The organism is Chryseobacterium taichungense, from assembly GCF_900109935.1.
Taxonomy (GTDB): Bacteria; Bacteroidota; Bacteroidia; order Flavobacteriales; family Weeksellaceae; genus Chryseobacterium; species Chryseobacterium taichungense.
In genome coordinates this window covers 81,158-99,543 of record NZ_FOBV01000002.1, presented here as the reverse complement: position 1 = coordinate 99,543, position 18,386 = coordinate 81,158, and the positions used below count along the sequence as shown (strand labels likewise).

Annotated in this window: 16 protein-coding genes; 10 read left to right on the top strand and 6 right to left on the bottom strand. The window is 35.8% G+C overall.

What is annotated here, in order from left to right:
* The first annotated feature begins 59 nt into the window (after nt 1–59).
* The 3 genes from dapF to BMW64_RS04205 all read left to right on the top strand — a co-directional run bounded on the left by dapF (nt 60) and on the right by BMW64_RS04205 (nt 4,634).
* The gene (gene dapF, locus BMW64_RS04215) at nt 60–827 is read left to right on the top strand and encodes a diaminopimelate epimerase (protein WP_089998659.1); all 768 of its coding nucleotides are present in this window, start codon (nt 60–62) and stop codon (nt 825–827) included.
* Nucleotides 828–848: 21 nt separating this feature from the next.
* Nucleotides 849–1,874, top strand: coding sequence for an endolytic transglycosylase MltG (mltG, locus tag BMW64_RS04210; RefSeq protein ID WP_089998658.1), 1,026 nt, complete (start codon nt 849–851; stop codon nt 1,872–1,874).
* A gap of 168 nt (nt 1,875–2,042) precedes the next feature.
* Nucleotides 2,043–4,634, top strand: a complete 2,592-nt coding sequence (locus BMW64_RS04205) for a TonB-dependent receptor (RefSeq protein ID WP_089998656.1) — start codon at nt 2,043–2,045, stop codon at nt 4,632–4,634.
* 47 nt (nt 4,635–4,681) lie between these two features.
* On the opposite strand, the gene BMW64_RS04200 is transcribed toward BMW64_RS04205, so the two are convergent.
* From BMW64_RS04200 to BMW64_RS04185, 4 genes are read right to left on the bottom strand one after another with little or no spacing between them, the layout of a single operon-like run.
* Nucleotides 4,682–5,137, bottom strand: a complete 456-nt coding sequence (locus BMW64_RS04200; protein ID WP_089998654.1) for an adenylyltransferase/cytidyltransferase family protein — start codon at nt 5,135–5,137, stop codon at nt 4,682–4,684.
* A gap of 14 nt (nt 5,138–5,151) precedes the next feature.
* Nucleotides 5,152–6,186 carry a UDP-glucose 4-epimerase GalE gene (gene galE, locus BMW64_RS04195; RefSeq protein WP_089998652.1) on the bottom strand — a complete coding sequence of 345 codons (1,035 nt, stop codon included), beginning with the start codon at nt 6,184–6,186 and terminating at the stop codon, nt 5,152–5,154.
* Between the two features lie 54 nt (nt 6,187–6,240).
* A complete protein-coding gene (locus BMW64_RS04190) occupies nt 6,241–6,678 on the bottom strand; it encodes a hypothetical protein (RefSeq protein WP_089998650.1) in 438 nt (145 codons plus the stop codon).
* Nucleotides 6,678–7,802 carry a DegT/DnrJ/EryC1/StrS family aminotransferase gene (locus BMW64_RS04185; RefSeq protein ID WP_089998649.1) on the bottom strand — a complete coding sequence of 375 codons (1,125 nt, stop codon included), beginning with the start codon at nt 7,800–7,802 and terminating at the stop codon, nt 6,678–6,680. Before BMW64_RS04185 ends, BMW64_RS04190 begins: the two co-directional genes overlap by 1 nt.
* Before the next feature lie 87 nt (nt 7,803–7,889).
* Between BMW64_RS04185 and BMW64_RS04180 the strand changes: the two genes are divergently transcribed.
* Nucleotides 7,890–9,500, top strand: a complete 1,611-nt coding sequence (locus BMW64_RS04180) for a S8/S53 family peptidase (RefSeq protein ID WP_089998648.1) — start codon at nt 7,890–7,892, stop codon at nt 9,498–9,500.
* Nucleotides 9,501–9,547: 47 nt separating this feature from the next.
* On the opposite strand, the gene BMW64_RS04175 is transcribed toward BMW64_RS04180, so the two are convergent.
* Both BMW64_RS04175 and BMW64_RS04170 read right to left on the bottom strand, forming a co-directional pair.
* Entirely contained in the window at nt 9,548–10,297 is a 750-nt protein-coding gene (locus BMW64_RS04175; RefSeq protein WP_228400830.1) for a hypothetical protein, read from the bottom strand.
* Nucleotides 10,298–10,307: 10 nt separating this feature from the next.
* Nucleotides 10,308–12,842, bottom strand: a complete 2,535-nt coding sequence (locus BMW64_RS04170) for a phosphoenolpyruvate carboxylase (RefSeq protein WP_089998646.1) — start codon at nt 12,840–12,842, stop codon at nt 10,308–10,310.
* 402 nt (nt 12,843–13,244) lie between these two features.
* Between BMW64_RS04170 and BMW64_RS04165 the strand changes: the two genes are divergently transcribed.
* The 6 genes from BMW64_RS04165 (at nt 13,245) to BMW64_RS04140 (ending at nt 18,161) form a co-directional block, all read left to right on the top strand.
* The gene (locus BMW64_RS04165; RefSeq protein WP_089998645.1) at nt 13,245–13,649 is read left to right on the top strand and encodes a hypothetical protein; all 405 of its coding nucleotides are present in this window, start codon (nt 13,245–13,247) and stop codon (nt 13,647–13,649) included.
* A gap of 217 nt (nt 13,650–13,866) precedes the next feature.
* Nucleotides 13,867–14,445, top strand: a complete 579-nt coding sequence (locus tag BMW64_RS04160; protein ID WP_089998644.1) for a hypothetical protein — start codon at nt 13,867–13,869, stop codon at nt 14,443–14,445.
* Between the two features lie 644 nt (nt 14,446–15,089).
* Complete coding sequence (locus tag BMW64_RS04155; protein ID WP_089998643.1) at nt 15,090–16,253, top strand: iron-containing alcohol dehydrogenase; 1,164 nt, start codon at nt 15,090–15,092, stop codon at nt 16,251–16,253.
* Nucleotides 16,254–16,506: 253 nt separating this feature from the next.
* On the top strand, nt 16,507–16,968 hold the full coding sequence (locus BMW64_RS04150; RefSeq protein ID WP_089998640.1) for a lipocalin-like domain-containing protein: 462 nt from the start codon (nt 16,507–16,509) through the stop codon (nt 16,966–16,968).
* A 62-nt stretch (nt 16,969–17,030) separates the two neighbouring features.
* Nucleotides 17,031–17,684, top strand: a complete 654-nt coding sequence (locus BMW64_RS04145) for a GDSL-type esterase/lipase family protein (RefSeq protein ID WP_089998637.1) — start codon at nt 17,031–17,033, stop codon at nt 17,682–17,684.
* On the top strand, nt 17,685–18,161 hold the full coding sequence (locus BMW64_RS04140; RefSeq protein ID WP_228400829.1) for a hypothetical protein: 477 nt from the start codon (nt 17,685–17,687) through the stop codon (nt 18,159–18,161).
* Nucleotides 18,162–18,386 lie beyond the last annotated feature (225 nt).

Genomic DNA, 18,386 nt, shown 5'->3' with positions numbered 1-18,386 from the left:
TTTTTGTTTTAATTGCACTAATTTTGCATGCTTAATTCGGATAAAATCAGCTATTAGATATGGAATTTTATAAATATCAGGGAACCGGAAATGATTTCGTAATGATCGACAACCGTTCCGGGGAATGGGATGACCTTTCTATTACCCATATTCAGAAGCTTTGTGACCGCCGTTTCGGGATCGGTGCAGATGGCCTGATCAAAATAAATGCAGCAGAAGGTTTTGACTTTGAAGTAGATTATTATAACTCTGACGGTTCAAAAAGCTTTTGCGGAAACGGAGCGCGCTGTTCGGTCGCTTTTGCTTTTTTTCTTGACATATTTGAGGGTAATTGCAAATTTGTTGCGATCGACGGAGAACATTTGGCTGAAATTCATAATGGTATTGTAAAATTAAAAATGTCTGATGTCGATACAATTTCTAACGACGGAGACAATACGGTCATGAATACAGGATCTCCACATTATGTAAAATACGTTGAAGATTTAGTCAACTACAATGTTTTCGCTGAGGGCCATGGCATTCGGAATTCTGAAAATTATTCAGAAAAAGGAATCAATGTAAACTTTGTGGAAAAAATTAATGAAGATGAAATCTTTGTAAGAACCTATGAACGAGGCGTTGAGGACGAAACATACAGTTGTGGTACAGGAGTTACGGCTTCAGCTTTAACTTTTCTTCAAAATAACAATCTAATTTCCGTAAAAGTAAAGACTTTGGGAGGAAACCTTAAAGTATACGCTGAAAAAGACGGAAATTCCTTCAAAAATATTTGGTTGGAAGGTCCTGCAAAACAAGTTTTTAAAGGTAAAATTGACCTCATTTAAAACAAACTTAATCAACGGTAAATGAAAAAAGCTATACTCATAATTATCCTGCTTGTTTTTGTTATAGGCGGATTTTTTGGTTTTAGATTTTATATTAAATATTACGGGAACAATATTAAAAATGACGGTTACGTACTGATTCCCCATAATGCAAATTTTAAACAGATTATTGATTCTGCAGCAAAATATGTGGATAATAAAGAGACCTTTGAGGCGGTTGCTAAAGAAAAAGAACTGGATAAGCATTTCAAAGCGGGACGATATCATTTTCAGAAAGGTTTGGGAAATGCGAATCTCGTTAATATGATTAAAGCCGGAAACCAGAGTGAAAACAGTTTCAGGATAGGTGACTTTGGAGACATGTATCAAATGTTGGGTAAAGTAACAAAAAAAACAGAGCTGGATTCTTTGAAATTTGTAAACGGTCTGAATACTATTGCTGCCGAAAAGGGCTATAACAATGCAGAAGATCTTAAAAAATATTTCTTTATTGATACGTACAATTTTTTCTGGACGGTAACTCCTGAAGAGTTTTTCAGGAAATTCGACGATCAGTATAATGAATTCTGGAACGCTGAAAGAAAAGCGAAGGAGCAGCAGTCAGGACTTACAAGAGATCAGATTTACGCATTGGCTTCTATTGTTTATAAGGAATCCGGAGGTAAAAAAGATGAGATGAGAACCATCGCCGGATTATACCTGAACCGATATAGAAAAGGGATGAAACTGCAGTCCGATCCGACAGTTATTTATGCGATTAATAAACAAACTAACTTCAAACAGCCTATTAAAAGGGTTTTCTATAAACATTTGTCTACGCCGTCACCGTATAATACGTATGCCAATAAAGGCATTCCACCGGGACCGATCTGTGTTGTCGATAAAAATTCGGTTGATGCCGTTTTAAATGCTGAAAAGAACGATTATATTTTTATGTGTGCAGATCCGGCGAGATTAGGATACCACAAATTTACAGCAAGTGCAGAGCAGCACGCAATTAATGCAAAAGCCTATCAGGACTGGCTAAATTCGAAAAATATAAAGTAATAACCATATTAACTTTTTTTTAACAATTTAATAATTAACATTTCGCATTTAAAAGCGACATATACATTACAAATAATAAATTAGGCTTAATATTTGAAATTAAAAAACGATTGATAATTTCACAATATTAAGAGAAATCTTTCATGATTTTACACAAAAAAATACCTTATGAATCAGACGGAAATCATTAACATTTTTACAAAAAAAACCTTAGGGCTTACTTTTGTACTTTCGGCAGCCGCATTGGCTTTTGCACAGGAGAAGGTAGGTATTTCGGGGTCGGTGGTAAGTAAGAGCAACCAGCCTGTTCCTTACGCCTCTGTAACGTTCAGTAATAAAGCAAACAAGCAATTCAGTGATGCAACTCTTACCGACGAAAAAGGACAATACAAACTTGATCTTACACCCGGGCAATATGACATTACCGTAGAGGCAATCGATTATAAAAAGAATGTTATTACGAAACAAATCACAGCCGCAGGTAATATAGGAGCGCTTTCTATTGATCCTGAAGCAAGTGCAACCAACATCAAAACAGGAGACATACAGGGGGTTGTAATTACAGCACCTTCTACCAAGCCTTATAAAGTAGAACTCGATAAAAGAACCTACGATCCGTCTCAGGATATTGTAAGTAAAGGAGGAAATCTTCAGGATGTTCTTTCTAATGTGCCTTCAGTTTCGGTCGATACAGACGGTACTGTTTCGATGAGAGGTAGCTCAAATGTAAAATTTTTAATTAATGGAAAGCCTTCTGCCCTACTAGGAATTGATGATGGCGCCAATGCATTACAAAGTATCCCGGCTGACCAGATTGAAAGAATTGAAGTAATTACCAACCCTTCATCAAAATTTGAAGCAAGTGGAACTTCGGGTATTTTAAATATAATCCTGAAAAAAAATAAAAAAGTAGGTTTCAATGGAAACGTTACGGGAACTTTGGGTTATTTACCAAGAACTGCACTTAATACTAATTTAAGCTGGAGAAAAAATAACTGGACATGGTTCCTTAACGGTGGCGGAGGTTACTCTGAAAACAAAAGTAAAAATGATACGGAAACTACCTATCAAAATATTGTTTTGCCAACAATAAATCCTTCTGACCCTTCTTTTGTTCAACCAAAAGATATTGCCACCTATCAGCTTCAAAACTCTACCAATAAAAGTTATAATGATAATTATAACGTGAGTGCCGGTTTTGTGTACGATATTTCAGAAAAAACATCACTGAATCTATCCGGAGTTGTACGAACATTTGATGGAAATAATACTGAACTCCTTAACACTTATGACAGCTTCTTCAGATATTCACAAAATCAGAATACATGGAATCCTATAAATTCTTTTTCACAGAGAGATTCTAAAGGATTTAATAATAATCTCGCTTTTCAGGGTGATATTGGATTAGATCATAAGTTTGATGACAAAGGTCAGAACATATCTTTATCCTTGAGCTTACAAAGAAACAGAAGTAACAACAATTCTGACATTCTGCAAACAATGAATTCCGTTCCTGTACTGGAAGATATTACGCGCCGAAATTCCATCAATAAAACTTTAGTTGGTAAGGCAGATTATGAACTTCCTATCGGTGAACAGTCCAAAATTGAAGCTGGATATAGAATTGATGTAAATAATAATGATTATGACAATTTTGTGAGCAGTACAGCAGAAAATCCTTTTATACCGAGCTATAATAATACTACAGATTACAGAGAGATTTTCAACGCCCTTTACCTCCAGTTTAAAAGTAAAATTGGTAATCTTGGATATCAGGTGGGATTAAGAGATGAACTTTCGAATATCAAAATAAATTATGATAATTTGGATCCGTCTTTTGTTCCCATTAATAAAACAAAAAATTACAATAACTTATTTCCTAGTGTATTTTTAAGTTATGAATTATCTAAAGACAATCAGATCCTGATTAACTACTCTCGTAGAATAGACAGACCAAGATCATTCTTCATGGTCCCTTTCCCAAATTATAGTAACAGTCAAAATATTTTCGAAGGAAATATTGATCTTAATCCATCATATGTAGACTCGTACGAAGTAGGTTACAGCATCTCAAGAAAGAAATTTACAGTTAACCCTACTCTCTATTACAGGCATACAACAGACGACACAAAAATGCTTGTTTACAGACCCGATGAAAGCACAAGTGTTTTCTATACAAAACCGATTAATTTAGGAAATGATGAAAGGTATGGTCTGGACCTAAATTTCACCTATGATCCTTTTTCCTGGCTAAAATTAATGGGAAGTCTCGATGTTTTCGGATATAAAACTTCAGGTATTGCTTATTATGATGCAAAAGATGCTCTAGGTAATGAAAAAGTAGGATCAATGGATTTTACGGGAGATGGCTTTTCGACAAGAGCCCGACTAAATTCAACTTTTAAAATTGATAAAACTTTAAGTATTCAATTGCAAGGTTTCTACAGAGGTGCACAAAAAGCTGCGAATCAAGATACTCAAGATATGTATGCTTTAAACCTGGGTGCATCAAAAACAATTTTGAAAGGTGATGCTACTATTACATTCAATATTCAGGATATTTTCAATACCAGAAGCAGAGAGGTATACAGTTATAATACAGATTATACGCGTCGTAATTACATGCAATGGCAGCCAAGACAGTTTGCTCTTTCTTTCACTTACAGATTCAAGCAGGGAGAAAAAATCGAACAGCCTAAACGAAAAAAAGATATCAACTCCAACGCTGCAGGAGACGATCAGCAGGGAGGGCCAATGTAATCTTCCTATATATACAGCAAAAATCCCGAAATTACTTTCGGGATTTTTTATTTTATGGCTGCTTCAGCTCTTGAAACCTTTTCCAATTCTGCTTCATAAATTCTTCGCCGCAAATCGCTTGACGAAAATCTGTGATCCCTTTTGTTATAAAAAATTTCGATTCCTTTCTCTTCACAGTATTTTTTTCCGGTGAAATCTTTATCCATATAATCGTCACCAATGATTCTGACATCGATAACAAATGATTTTAAAATATCTTCCAGATCCTGCTCCGTATAATAAGGAATAATTTCATCGACAGCATCCACTGCCTTCAGCTGAATATATCTTTCAACAATGGTTTGTGTAGGTTTATTCTTATTAGGACGATCATGCGATGGATCTATTTGCAAACCTACAATAAGATAATCACAAACTGTTTTAGCCTCTTCAAGCATTTTGATATGGCCGGCATGCAATAAATCGAATGAGGAAAATGTAATGCCTATTCTTTGCGTTTTCATATATTTTTAACTAATTATAATTTAATCTCAGTATTTCTGGTCTCAAGATATTTTTGCCATTCCCAGACCGTTTTTAAGGCTTCTTCCAGAGAAGTTTCAGATTTCCAACCGAGTTCTCTTTCGGCTTTGTCTGCATTGGCATAGGCTATGGTAATATCACCTTCTCTACGGTCACATATCTGATAAGGAACTTCTACAATATTAGCCAGTTCAAAAGCTTTTACAACTTCCATAACAGATGATCCTTTTCCGGTTCCGAGGTTATAGATATCAATCAAAGCCTCTTCAGAAGTACTTTGCATTAATTTTTGCAGAGCCGCAACATGCGCTTTTGCAAGGTCTACTACATAAATGTAATCACGAACAGCTGTTCCGTCTTCAGTCGGATAATCATTTCCCCAGATATTAAGTTTTTCACGGACTCCAGCCGCAGTTTGCATTACGTAAGGAACCAGATTATTAGGAATCCCTATAGGCAATTCCCCCAATTTTGCAGAAGGATGTGCCCCTATCGGATTAAAATACCTCAACAAAGAAACTTTCCTCTGATAAGCTTTTGCAAAATCAGATAAAATTTCTTCTCCCATCTGTTTTGTTTTTCCGTAAACGCTTTCCGGCATTTTTAAAGGAGTATTTTCGTCAATCGGCATCTTGTCTGCCTGACCATATACTGTACAGGAAGAACTAAAAATAAAATTTGAAATTCCTCTTTCTTTAAACTCCTGCAAAATATTAATCAAGGAAAATAAATTATTTTCATAATAATCAATCGGCTTCAGCTGGCTTTCTCCAACTGCTTTTGAAGCAGCAAAATTGATACAGCCTTCAATATGATGGGCATCAAAAACCTGGGTTAAAAGCTCCCTTCTTTTTAAATCAAAAGGATAGAAAACAGGCCTTTTACCCGTAATCTCTTCAATATTTTTTAATATAAATCTCTCAGTATTGGATAAATCATCCACAATAACAACTTCAAAATTATTATTCAAAAGTTCTACAACCGTGTGCGAACCGATATATCCTAAGCCACCTGTTACAAGTATTGCCATTTTTTATTTTTTTACAACTTTGCCAAAGTTAAAAATCTTTAATAAAGTATTGTATTAATTATTGCGTGTTCCTATTTCTTCAATTTCTGAAAATTCTACACTTTTATATTTAAAAAAATTAATAACGAATAATAAAATGAAAATTAATGAAAACACAATGATAAACTTGATATTATCTTCTTTATAATAATCATTTCCAAGAAGCATTTTTACAAAACCAGAAGCAAAAAATAAGAAAATTATTGAGTATTGAATATTTAAAAAGAATATACTTTTTTTAGCACTTAATAAAATCAGTATTAAATTTAGAAAGGCTGTAGACGCTACCAGTACCGCAAAAATAAAAATAAAGTTTTGAACAATAAAAATCTGGCTAAGATTAAAATCTATAAAACTGTCATAACTTCCATAAGTGAATAAAGCAAATATGAAGAGTTCTATTAAAAAAATTAATATGCCAATAATTTTATATTTAAAAACCTTCCTTTTCATTATTTCATAAACTCCAACACCGCATCCGTAATATACTTCAGCTGCTCATCATCAAGCTCTGTGTGCATCGGAAGAGAAATCACCTGATCCAAAAGTTTGTCCGTATTTACAAAATCTGCATCATTACTTTCCTGATAATATGCTTTTTGCTTTCTTAATGCTACAGGATAATAAATCATGGCAGGAATTTCTTTTTCTGTTAAAAATTTCTGCAATTCATTACGTTTTCCGTTTAAAATTCTCAACGTATACTGATGGAAAACATGAGTAGAATTTTCTGCTCTTTTAGGCGTTAAAATATATTCATGACCGGCAAAAGCTTCATCATAATAATCTGCAGCTTTTTTTCTTGCTTCGTTATAATTGTCAAGATTCGGTAATTTTTTTCTCAAAATTGCCGCCTGAATACTGTCCAGTCTTGAATTTACCCCAACCTCCTCGTGATAGTATCTTTCGTACATTCCGTGGTTTACAATCCCTCTTAAACGGTGCGCCAATTCATCATTATTGGTAAATATTGCTCCTCCATCTCCATAGCATCCTAAATTCTTTGATGGGAAAAAAGAAGTAGTCCCCACTGTAGACATTGTTCCTGCTTTTTTTACCATTCCGTCAGCAAAAGTAAATTCAGCACCGATGGCCTGGGCATTATCTTCGATGACGTATAAATTATGTTCTTCAGCAATCTTTAAAATTTCCTCCATATTCGCACATTGTCCGAAAATATGAACAGGAATAATAGCCTTTGTTTTTGGAGTAATAGCCTTTTTAATAGCTTCCGGCGAAATCGTAAACGTATCATAATCAACATCCACCAGTACAGATTTCAGTTTCAGCAGATGAATAACCTCAACTGTTGCCGCAAATGTAAAATCTGCCGTGATTATTTCATCCCCTTCTTTAAGATCAAGTGACATCAAAGCAATCTGCAGGGCATCGGTACCATTTGCACACGGAATCACATGTTTTACATCCAAATAAGACTCTAATTCATTCTGGAAAGACTTTACCTCAGGGCCATTGATAAAAGCCGCTGAATCCATTACATTTAAAACTGCATTGTCCACTTCATTTTTTATCTTGTAATACTGACTTTGTAAGTCAACCATTTGAATCTTTTTCATAAATAAATATTTCTGTAAAAATAAGGAATTTAAAATCCTTTCAAAAATTTTATTGATTTTGTTTTATCTTTATCTAAAAATAGATATATGAAAAAAACTTTATTTTTTTGTCTCTTAGCAAGTTATTCAGTAAGTTTTGCACAGACATCGCTTGTTTTTGTGTTTTTTAATGATAAACCTAACAAAGCGGCATTTTATGCCAATCCCCTTTCCGAGCTTTCACAAAAATCTCTCGACCGTAGAGCAACACTGGGCGTAACATTGAATGATCAGGATGCTCCCATTGAGCAATCCTATATTACCAACATTCAAAATCTGGGCTTTACTGTCACCGACTATTCAAAATGGCTGAACGGTGTTGCCGTAAATGCGACTCCTGCTCAAATATCAATACTGGAATCTCAAAGCTATGTTGATTCTGTAGAAAGTTTTGCTAAAAATTCCTCGGTGGTTCCGAAGATTAAGCATTCCAACAAGTGGGAAGATCCTTCATCAGCCACAAATAAAAACTTAACTGTTTTTGATTATGGTTCAGGTTCTGAGCAGATTGATCAAATCAACCTTCGTCCGTTGCACCTTGCCGGCTATACGGGAACCGGCGTCACCATCGCTGTGATTGATGCAGGCTTTCCAAATGTGAATACAGGTTCAGCCTACACAAGATTATGGAATAACGGTCACATTAAAGGCGGATACGATTTTGTGACAAAAGGAACGGATATCTATAATGCATCGCTTAGCGCCCATGGATCTGTAGTTTTGGGAGCCATCGGAGGCTACGTACAGGACACGTTTGTAGGATCTGCTCCGGATGCTGACTTTTATCTTTACCGAAGCGAAAATGCCACCGTAGAAATCCCTGAAGAAGAACTCTACTGGATCGAAGCTGCGGAAGAAGCAGACAGAAAAGGGGTCGACATGATCACAACTTCCTTAGGCTACTCCACTTTTGACGATCCGAAATACAGCTATACATACTCCAACATGAATGGCACTACATCTTTTATTGCGCGTGGTGCTGAAATTGCCGTTAATAAAGGGATTTTTGTACTATTTGCGGCTGGTAATTCGGGAGTACAGCCATGGCATTATATCATGACACCGGCTGACAATGCAAAAGTCTTTTCGATCGGTTCCGTGGATGCCAGCGGAGCATCTTCTGATTTTTCATCTTACGGACCTAATTCTGCAGGGGTAGTAAAGCCGGATGCCAGCGCAAGAGGTACTTTAGCAACAACAGTCAACAACAACGACTCGACGGTTCTGGTAAGCGGAACTTCTATTGCCACTCCGATTGCAGCAGGAGGAGTAGCTTGTTTAATACAGGCTTTTTATACCATGGATCGGGATTTAATGAGAAATAAACTGAGACAAACGGCATCCCTTTATCCCAATCATTATGACCAGATGGGCTTTGGAATATTGAATTTTGGAAGTCTTTACAACAATGTGTTGAATACTTCAGAATTGGTAAAGAAAAATAATATTGCTATTTTCCCGAATCCGGTGAAAAACATTCTGAATGTTGCTTCGGAAAATGAAGTTTTAGCGTTGGAAGTGTATGACAATTTAGGAAGATTAATTACAAAAGTTAACAATCAAAAATCTCTGAAGGTTGAAGATTTTGCCAAAGGAGTATATTACCTGAAAATTCAGACGAAAGGTAAGATTTATTATGAAAAATTCATCAAAGAATAAAGCAAAAAAACCTCTCGGCTCGAGAGGTTTCTTTGTATGGTAGATGACTAAAAATCAAGTCTGTCAAAATCATTAATTTCAGATAAAAGAACAGGCTTTTTATTATCAATAGCAGACCAGGTTTCCTGGAAAACCTCATCGCTGTCTTCTGAATCTTTGTTGATATTATCTTTAAACTGTTTTTTACCCGTCAAAAAATTAATGCTTGTTTCCGACTGTACAATCGGTCCGCGATTTTCACTTGAATCATACCCGATCAGCTGGAAATCAGAATTTCTGTATTTGAATGTATACGTCCAATAGCCATATCTGCCGTGTCTGTAATTCACATACAGATTATTTTTATCAATGGAAACATCCATTTCGGGAGCGTAATAGACGCCGCCATCTTCATTTTCAGAAGAAAAACAACTTTTGTTTTCCAAAATCTTTTCATAGCTGCCATCTTCAGTTTTAAACAAAATGATTATTCCCCGGCGGTTGCGGTCCAGCTTTCCCCGGTATTCGTCATTAATAATTTTATCCTTGTCGGTTCCTTTAATGATCAGAACATAATCGTTGCGTCCGTCATTATTCAGATCGCCTTCAGTTTTATCAAAAATCACAAATCCTTTTGGAACGAAATCAGAAGGCTGTTTCTTCTCAGCAGTTTTCACATGATCTTCCAGCGCTTTTTCTACCGACAACGCTTCATTTTTGGCAGCAGGCGGCAATTTATTCTGTGTTGAATCTTTACTACATGAACCCAGCAACAGTAAAACGATTAATACAGAAACTGAAAAGAAAACATTTTTCATACTCTAATTTTTAAGCTGAATTTCTGCTTGCATTGATATTCCCGAATAAAGAACGTGTCACAAGCTTTTCATAAGCTTCTTTATTTCCTTCTCCTTTCTGAATTTTCATCAACGCATATTGCTGAATACTCAACAATGGAAGCACAATTCTTTCCCTGATTTTCACTGATTTCCTTGAAAGCGGATCTTCTTCCTGAAGCATTTTGAAGCCCGTAAGCTCCAGCATAATATTTTTAGAAAGATTGTATTCATCAAACAAAACATTCCAGAAAGCGCCAAATTTCGGATTATTTTTAATATAGTACGTCAAAGGGAAATACGTTTTGTTCATACTCATCATTGAGTTTAACACCAACGTTTTAAAGAAATCCGAACCTTTATAGAGCTCTTTCACTTCATCAAATCTTCCCTGCTCTTTCATCTGCTGCATAGCAAACCCAAATCCGAAGAACCCCGGAACATTCTGTTTCAGTTGTGCCCATGATCCTACAAAAGGGATAGCTCTCAGATCCTCAAATTTAAGTTCGTTACCGGCACCTCTTTTTGACGGACGGCTGCCGATATTGGTTTTCCCGTAATATTCCAGCGTACTCATTTCCTGCAGATAAGGTACAAACATCGGATGAGCCTTTAAATCTGAATATTTTTTATAGCTTATATCCGCTAATTCTATAATTAATGCCCTCTCTTTTTCCGTGAGGTCTTTTTTGGAATTTTTAAAGACATCATTTTCCATGCCAGCGGTTAAGAGCTGTTCAAAATTATATTTTGCCTGTTCTTTATTTCCGAAAATGCTGGTAATCGTCTGCCCCTGAATCGTTAATTCAATTTTATGATTGGCAATTGTTTTACCCTGAGAGGCATAAAAATCGTGCGTTTTTCCGCCACCTCTTGCAGGTGGGCCACCTCTACCGTCAAAAAATACGACTTTGATTCCACGCTCTTCGGATAGTTTTGTCAGGACTTCTTTAGCCTTATAAATTTCCCAGTTGGCTTTCAGGTAACCACCGTCTTTGGTTCCGTCTGAAAAACCGAGCATAATCGTCTGCTGGTTTCCTCTTCTTTCAAGATGTTTTTTATACACAGGGTTCTGATATAATTCGGCCATTACATTTTCTGCATTGGCAAGACCTTCCATGGTTTCAAAAAGCGGAACAATATCCATATTAATGGCTTCATCCCAATATCCGCAGATTTTGAAAAATGCATAGACATTCATTACATCTTTCACGGCGTCAGAATTGGAAATAATATAGCGGTTCATCCCTCTTGAGCCATTGAGTTTCTGAATTTCCGAAATCTGCGAGACCGTAAGCAGTGTATCTTTAACGATATCTTCAAAATCATCAGGATTTACCTTTTCCGAAACATTAATCAAGGTGTTGAACTTTTCTTCATGATCAGCATCAGGATTTCCGTTTATCTTAGCAAAAACCTCATCAATTACTTTCTGATGAATCCTGCTGTCCTGGCGCACATCCAACGTGGCAAAGTGGGTTCCAAAAATTTTTACACGGTCTCTGAAATCAGTCAGCAGATCAATAAATAATGAATTGTGCTGTTTTGTAAGGATTTCTTCAGCCTCGTCAATTCTTCTGATGATATCTTCCGCTGTTATTTTTTCATTCCTGAAAATGGCCGCATACAACTCATTGCTCAGTTTGGTAAGAACTTCGGAAACACCCCTGAAGCTCAATCTTCTTCTTACCGATTTAAGATTATTGTAATACGCTTTCAGTATAGCTGAATGAAGCTCTTCCGCTACCCTTCTGGTAACGTCTGCCGTCACAAACGGATTTCCATCACGGTCACCACCCGGCCAGAAACCAAGCTGGATGAGATCTTCATGAAGATGGAAATGCTCATTTCCAAAAGTTGATTTTATTTGTGTGAAAAGCTCTCCAATCGAATCATAATACACATATCTCAAATAATAGATGATGCTCATCGCCTCGTCAATTGGGGTAGGTTTTTCTTTATTGACAAATGGCGTTTTACCCAGTTGCTGCAAAAGCATATCGATATTGGTGATCGAGTCTGTGGTAATCGCATTTCTCAGATCATGAAGGATTCTCTGGACAGAGTTTGGATAAAACTGTGTGGGATGCGCTGTAAAAACAATTTTTACGGTAAAATCCTTCAACTTTTGTCGGACTTCCTCAAGTTTATGATCCTGAAGCGAATGCTCATAGAGATTGGTGACCGTCCCTTTATCGCTGTCAGAATGAAGCTTGGGAAATGCCGCATCTTCGATACTGTCGAACAGAACCACCTGTCTTTCGATGTATTGTATGATTTTAAAAAGCAGTTCGAGTTTCTGCTCTTCCGTCTGTAGATCGGTATGATTTTTAAAGAATTCCTCAACGATTTCTTCGGGTGTTTTTCCGGCCTGGTAACCGATTTTGCTTTCTTCGCAAAGAAACGGAAGGAGCATCCCGATATTCGTCATTTTATCATAAGGCAGGCTCATAAACAATGAATTGTAGATCTGGAACTTATTTTCCACGATCTGCCTGAATTTTTCTGCGCGTTGGTCGTGTATCATAATAACAAATGTAGGGGATTTTGATTTTAATTCAAATGCTGTTTTAAAACTTGTTTAAACTTTTATGTAACCTATTTACACATATTCTTTACAGCATTATAGTTCTTTTATGGACGAAATATCAATGGTTTCAGTGCTAAAAATACGCTTAAGATATATTATTTGATATATTGATATTATTTTTCCATATATTATAATTATTCAGATATATTTTATATATATCATTTTATGTTTAAAACTTAAACTAGTATATTTTAAATCAATATTTATCAATGTAATATTAATATTTATATATTTAAAGCGTATATTGACCTTAAAAACACCTGTTTTTATAACTCCTTCACCCATAATTTTGATAGCAGAACTTTAATAATTATTTTTACAACTCACAAAATCAATCCCATGAAAAAATTCATCCTATTCCTCCTTCCCCTTCTCCTCTTCACCGCCTGCGGTGAAGACTGCTACAATGCTCCCCAACCCGTTGTTTTTGAATTCGTGAATGCTGCCGATGAAAATCTTATTGCCAACGGAACAATAACTACCTATTCCATTCAGGATGAAAATCAGACAGGAGTACAGCTGACAAAAACTTCAGACAACAGAGTGTTGCTGGAAAATGTAGGTGCCTACGACGGGACAAAAAATTATAAGTTTTATTCTAATGTCAAGCTCTTTGATTTTTCTATACAGTCATCCGAATTTAACAGCGGTTGCGAAGGGTTTCAGATCAATAAAATTACCTTTACAGGAGTTGGAATTGATGTAAAAGATGAAAACGGGTATTACAAAATTATATTCCAGTAAATTTATTTATCGTTTTTTCTTAATTTTCTAAATTAAATAAACTTTGTTTATTCTTTATTTAAGATTAAGAAATCTTTAGATTCGACGTAGTCAATTTTAGTAAGTTAGACTTTATTACGGTTAAGAATCAATAAATTGATTTTTATTAAGTTTTTTAAGCTGAAGGGGCTTAATTCCTTAATGTTAAAAATAAATTATAATTTAAACATACTCTAAAATGAAATTGTTAATTCCGGTTGTATTTCTATGTTCAGTTTTGGTTTTCGGCCAGAAAACTGTTCCCGCAGATTACAAAAAGATCCCGGAAATTTTGGATAATCCCGAATTGCTTTTCCCTTTTATTGTTCCTGACAAAAAGTACGATTATTGGTCGGTACTTCGCAATAATCCTGATCCCGACACAGCGGTTATTTATGAAAGTCAAACACCGGATTTTATGACATTAAATGATCCTGCTCCGGGGAAAGGATTTTTCCAGAAATGCCTGGGAGAAGATTGCTTTTCTTACCTGCTGGCCTGTGAAAAAGGTAAAACGAAATATTTTTCTACTGAGCAGCAACTGAGAGATTTTATCGGAACTGTCGATAATCTTCCGGAAGCTATTTTAATAGCCAATACGTATGGTTATACTGTTGATACGAGTAATTCATTGGGCAGTTCTTATAAAATGGATGACAAATATATTTCTCTTTATCTCACCAAGCTTATAAACAATGCTGAAAATAAAGAATCTTTTTCCGTTAAAATCAACAGGAAAACGGGAAAACAAGAGGTAAAAAGCAATGGAACTTATTAATATAAAATACGTCAGTTCTATTTCTATAATATTCGCTATTTATTTCATACACAGACTTACTTTTTACGTTCAAAAATATATCTGAAGTCTGTTATACAGCGTATTGTTTAACTGATTCACCTTTTTCAACAAAGCTATAAACCATTGAAAAATAACAAATTGTACTTGATTGCCTCTTCGGACTACTTGATCGGCTCTTCGGAGTGGTTAAATGTCTCTTCGGAATGGTTGATTGTCTCTTCGGAGTGATTGATTGCCTCTTCGGAATGGTTGATCGCTCATTCTAAACACTTGATTGCTTCATTGAACTGGTTGATTCCCTGTTCGGAGTACTTGACGGTCTCATCGAAGTAGTTGATGGCCTCAACTGAATGCCTGAATTTTACTTTACATATAAAATACTTTAATACGTCAGTTCGAGTAGGTTTTGCAATACAATGGAGAAAGCGTATCGAGAACTTTTGATAATTAAGACTTCCGTTCTCGATACAAAATTCTTTCAGAATTTCAATCGAATTGACGAAACATTACTTATAATAAATCCGATAGTTTTAATAAAAATCAACCATTAGAATTTTAAAACTTTCTTAACTCAATTTTCAGTGAGCATTGCGTACATTTGAATCAAAATAAATCAAAGAACAATGCTTAATTTCGAGTTTAAAAATCCAACCAAAATACTTTTCGGAAAAGGTGAAATTGCCAAAATATCCAAAGAAATTCCACAAGACGCTAAAATCTTAATGATCTACGGTGGCGGAAGCATTAAAAACAATGGTGTTTATGACCAGGTAAAAGATGCGCTAAAAGGTCATGAGATCTATGAATTCGGCGGAGTTCCTGCTAATCCGGAATATGAAGTTCTGATCAATGCCTTAAATTTTATCAAAGAGAAAGAGATCACCTATCTCCTTGCTGTGGGTGGCGGATCAGTAATCGACGGAACCAAATTTCTTTCTGCAGCAGCCAACTATAATGGCGAACCATGGGAAATCCTTACAAAACCGGTAAGAACTTTTGAAGGAGAAGGAATGCCTTTCGGAACGGTATTAACGTTGCCGGCAACCGGCTCTGAAATGAATTCAGGATATGTGATTTCAAGAAGAGAAACCAATGAAAAGCTTTCTTCGGGAGGCCCAGGACTGTTCCCTCAGTTTTCAGTGTTGGATCCTGAAGTAGTGAGAACGATTCCACCAAGACAGATCGTTAATGGAATTACCGATGCTTATACCCACGTACTGGAACAATATATGACGGCTCCTTCGTCAGCCGACCTGCAGGAACGAATCGCAGAAAGCATTTTGATCAGCCTACAGGAAACCGCTCCTAAAGTGATGGCGGATGATTTTGATTATGATGCGGCAGCAAATTTCATGTGGTGCTGTACGATGGCACTGAATGGTCTGATTCAAAAAGGCGTTATTACCGACTGGGCAGTTCACGCTATGGGCCATGAGCTAACAGCTTATTTCGGAATAGATCACGCGAGAACACTGGCCATCATTGCTCCTTCTCATTACCGTTATAATTTTGAAACTAAAAAAGGAAAGCTCGCACAATATGCAGAAAGAGTCTGGGGAATAAAAGACGGAAGCATTGAGGAAAAAGCAGAAGCCGGAATCAGAAAGCTGGAAGAATTTTTCCATAGCCTGCATATCCAGACCAAACTTTCAGAATACACGGAAGATTTCCAAGGGACAGCAGAAAGAGTAGAAAAAGCATTTACAGAAAGAAACTGGACAGGTCTTGGTGAATACAGAAAGCTTACTCCTCAGGATGCTTATAAGATTGTGGAGATGAGCTATTAGGAAGCTGGAAGCTGGAGGCTGGGTGATGGAGGTTTATTTCGCTATGTTAAAAAAAATTAAGTATATACGATAAACTTCCAGCATCCATCTTCAAACCTCAAACCAAAAAATCAAGCGGTATAATAGTAAACTTCCAAGCTTCAAACTTCCGGCACAGATTATTTTTTCTACAAACATTCGTTTAAAAAAGCTGAAATTCATTAGAGATATTTCAAATTTATTTATATTTTAGCATATTCTTAAATTTGTAAAAATGAAAAAACAATTACTTTTATTTGCCTTTTCAGCATTAGTGCTTAGTTCATGTGAAGATGATGATATCCAAGCTTATGAAATGGATATGATGAAAGGTGAATGGAAAACCAGTAAAACAGAAGTAATTTCAGGAAAAGACGATAAAACCATCATTGATACCGATGTTCCTACCGGATGTAGTGCTAATAATATTACAGAGTACAGAACAGATTATTACACTGCATACACAGGATATTCGGGAACAGGTACAGACTGCCAGGTTGCCAGTAAATCTGAAGGTACGTATGAGTATGATACGGAAACTAAAAACCTTACCATCAAATACACCAATGACAGTCCGAGAAAATACCAGGTAGTTGTTCTTACAAGTTCGGAAATGAAGCTTAAGCAAATGTTTGGAAACATTGATCAGGACGGAGATCAGGTGATTGACTACACTTACATTTCTTATAAAAGATAAAAAATAAACTCCCGGAAATACGGGAGTTTTTTATGAGATAGAAATTTTAAAATGATTAAACAATGAAGAAGATGTTATCAGCATTTCTATTGCTGACTTTTGCTCTTTTCTTTTCACAGGAAAAAAAACCGATGTTCTGGCAGGACATCCAGAATTTCAAAAAACAGGATCAGGAAACAACGCCTCCTAAAGATGCCATCCTTTTAATAGGAAGCTCATCATTTACCAAATGGACGGATGTTGCTACTTATTTTCCAGACAAACAAATCATCAACAGAGGATTCGGCGGTTCGAGATTAACGGACCTCAATTATTATGCGAACGATCTCTTAAATTACGATCCTAAACAGATTATTATTTACTGTGGTGAGAATGATTTTGCCGATGATGACAAATTAAAAGCCGATGTCGTTGTAGATAGGTTCAAAACTTTTTATAAGAAAATAAGATCTAAATTTCCAACTATTGAAGTGGATTATATTTCGATTAAATATTCTCCAAGCCGCGAAAAGCTATGGCCACAAATGAAAGAAGCCAATAAAAAGATTGCCGCTTTCATGAAAAAAGAACCTAATTCTGAATTCATCGATATTACAAAAGTGATGCAGGATAGCAAGGGAAATGTGAGAAAAGACCTGTTTGTAGGAGATATGCTTCACATGACTCCGGAAGGCTATCAGTTGTGGACTTCAGTGATGCAACCTTATATGAAATAAATGCACGGATCTTTCAAAAATACACCACTCTACCAAAAAGCTGAAGAAATCCATCAAACATTGAGGATTATTACAGATCTTTTTCCTGAAGACAATATGTATCTTCAAACCATAAAGCAGCAAATACTGGGGGACATCATGCTTATTCAAGCTAAAATAAGAGGTGCCGAAGCAGTAAAGCTTTATGATATTAAAATGGAAAATGCAGCCATCATCCGAAAAGCCGGAAAAGATATTCTGGTGAGCGGAAACAATCTTGAAATGTTCGGATTTGCAGATGCCAAATATTATAATCTGATCAGAGAACTCATCGAAGATTTCCGGATATTATTTGTAGATTGGTTAGCAGGATTTAACCGGAAACATTTTATTGTTGATGATTGGGGTCTTTTTAATCCGCCGGGAATAGCTCATGATCATATTCAGAACGATGATGAACTTGATTTCCTTGATGAAGATGACGATGAGTTTAATTAACCTAAAAATTATTTTAACTTAAAGCTTTTTTAAAATACTTGCAGAAATAACCGCGTTCTCAAAAGAATAAAAATCGAAGATTTTTTAAGGCTATTGTGCACTTTTTTCATTTATCATCATCAACTTTAGATAAAATTGAGCTCATCTTTTGTAACTTTTGTGGTTATATAAAAAGTTTAAACAGCTTTTAATTATAACAATAACTCCCGAAAATTTCGGGAGTTA